The sequence below is a fragment of the Megasphaera sp. AF13-6AC genome, from assembly GCF_027685385.1.
Lineage (GTDB): Bacteria > Bacillota > Negativicutes > Veillonellales > Megasphaeraceae > Megasphaera > Megasphaera micronuciformis.
Window position 1 is genome coordinate 1 of record NZ_JAQCUN010000213.1, and the last position, 1,419, is coordinate 1,419.

The window sequence follows — 1,419 nt, forward strand, 5'->3', positions numbered from 1 at the left end:
ATCGCCATGGCCAACGATAGTGAATACGGTTTAGGCGGTGCCGTGTGGACCCGTGATATTAACAGGGCTATTCGTGTAGCCAACTCCATTGAAACCGGTCGAATTTGGATCAATACGTATAATGCTCTTCCGGCAGGTGCCCCGTTTGGCGGCTATAAAGAATCCGGTATCGGTCGCGAAACGGATAAAACCACCATCGACCACTACAGACAGACGAAAAATATTTATATCAACCTTTCCGAAGCCCCCTCGGGCTTGTACGAAAGTTAAGTATATAGAAAGCAATCTCACCTCCTAAGAAAGAGAGGCCTTACCCTTCGGGTAAGGCCTCTCTTCATTTATAAATTGAATAGCTCCATATGCTTGACCGTTTCTCCGTCATCATCGAAGATAACTTGTCCCTTAACCTTTTCTCCCTGTAAAAGGCGGGGTAACCAAATTCGATCCCCCTGCCACATATGGTCATACGGTATTTCTTCAGGTAAGAAAAAAGCAGGCTTCATTTCTTCAGACTCTACGGGTTCGCCTTGCCAAGTTTCGGTCATGTAAATATAGGTAATATGGTCATCTTCCGGCTTTTTAGAAAAGTGAAAATCTAAAAACCCGATGAGGTCCAAATCGTCCGGATTTATCCTGATTCCCGCTTCTTCACGGACTTCCCGAACGGCACAAGCTCGAAAGGTCTCCTTTCCTTCCAACTTTCCTCCGAAGCCGTTCCATTTGCCCGCTCCGAAGCCTCTCTTTTTACATCCCAAGAGAAGGCGACCCGCAGGGTCCACAGGAAAACATAAGGTGGTCGGTTTCATTCCCGTCTCCCTTACTTGGAACCCATTTTCTTAAACTGTTCGTGTTCTTCATTGAGTTCATAAAGAACGGTCCGTAAGGTCCATGATATATTATTGGGTGTCAACATGGCTTTTAAGGGGACATGCTTTAATTTACCGCGCTTAATGGCTTCCAAAAGTTCACCGGCGGCACTGCGATCGAAGCCGCAAAGAACGATAGCTTCTTTAGTAACCGGTTTTGCATCTTCAGGTATGGCTACGCCTTCTTCACTTTCTTGGGCCAAGGCCGCAATTTCTTTAATTTCATCTTCCGATAACCCCAAGAGTTTCCCTACGGTTTCATCTTTTTCTTCTTCCGTAACGGCTCTGACGGCAGCCTTCGAAATCAGACTGACATGCTTAAGAAGCCGCAATCTTTCGGCATCAAAGTTCAAGGCCAAGACGGTTCTATATGACATATGAATTTCCTCCCTTACAAAAAAAGCGTTGCAGTTGCCTGCAACGCTTTATGCTGCAATACGCCTGCATTGCAGAAAGTTTGTTATACCAATTCGATGATAACCATCGGAGCGGCGTCGCCTTGGCGGACACCGGCTTTGATGATACGCGTATAGCCGCCCTGGCGATCCTTGTA

At 46.5% G+C, this 1,419-nt stretch carries 4 protein-coding genes; 1 reads left to right on the forward strand and 3 read right to left on the reverse strand.

Translation table 11 applies throughout. The annotated features are described in order from the left end of the window. Nucleotides 1–270 (forward strand): aldehyde dehydrogenase family protein (locus PGX78_RS08235; protein ID WP_270446462.1); only part of this gene is annotated, 270 nt, incomplete at its 5' end. 68 nt (nt 271–338) lie between these two features. Here the strand turns inward: PGX78_RS08235 and PGX78_RS08240 are convergent. From PGX78_RS08240 to PGX78_RS08250, 3 genes are all read right to left on the reverse strand, one after another. Continuing rightward, complete coding sequence (locus PGX78_RS08240; RefSeq protein WP_270446463.1) at nt 339–806, reverse strand: 8-oxo-dGTP diphosphatase; 468 nt, start codon at nt 804–806, stop codon at nt 339–341. Nucleotides 807–817: 11 nt separating this feature from the next. Next, nucleotides 818–1,243, reverse strand: coding sequence for a DUF3783 domain-containing protein (locus PGX78_RS08245; RefSeq protein WP_006943153.1), 426 nt, complete (start codon nt 1,241–1,243; stop codon nt 818–820). A gap of 83 nt (nt 1,244–1,326) precedes the next feature. Next, the coding region (locus PGX78_RS08250) for a L17 family ribosomal protein (RefSeq protein WP_333524030.1) at nt 1,327–1,419 on the reverse strand (93 nt) is incomplete at its 5' end.

Bases quoted from the DNA above. Each gene is read 5' to 3' on its own strand.
- PGX78_RS08245 (WP_006943153.1), bottom strand. From the start codon at position 1,243: ATGTCATATAGAACCGTCTTGGCCTTGAACTTTGATGCCGAAAGATTG.
- PGX78_RS08240 (WP_270446463.1), bottom strand. From the start codon at position 806: ATGAAACCGACCACCTTATGTTTTCCTGTGGACCCTGCGGGTCGCCTT.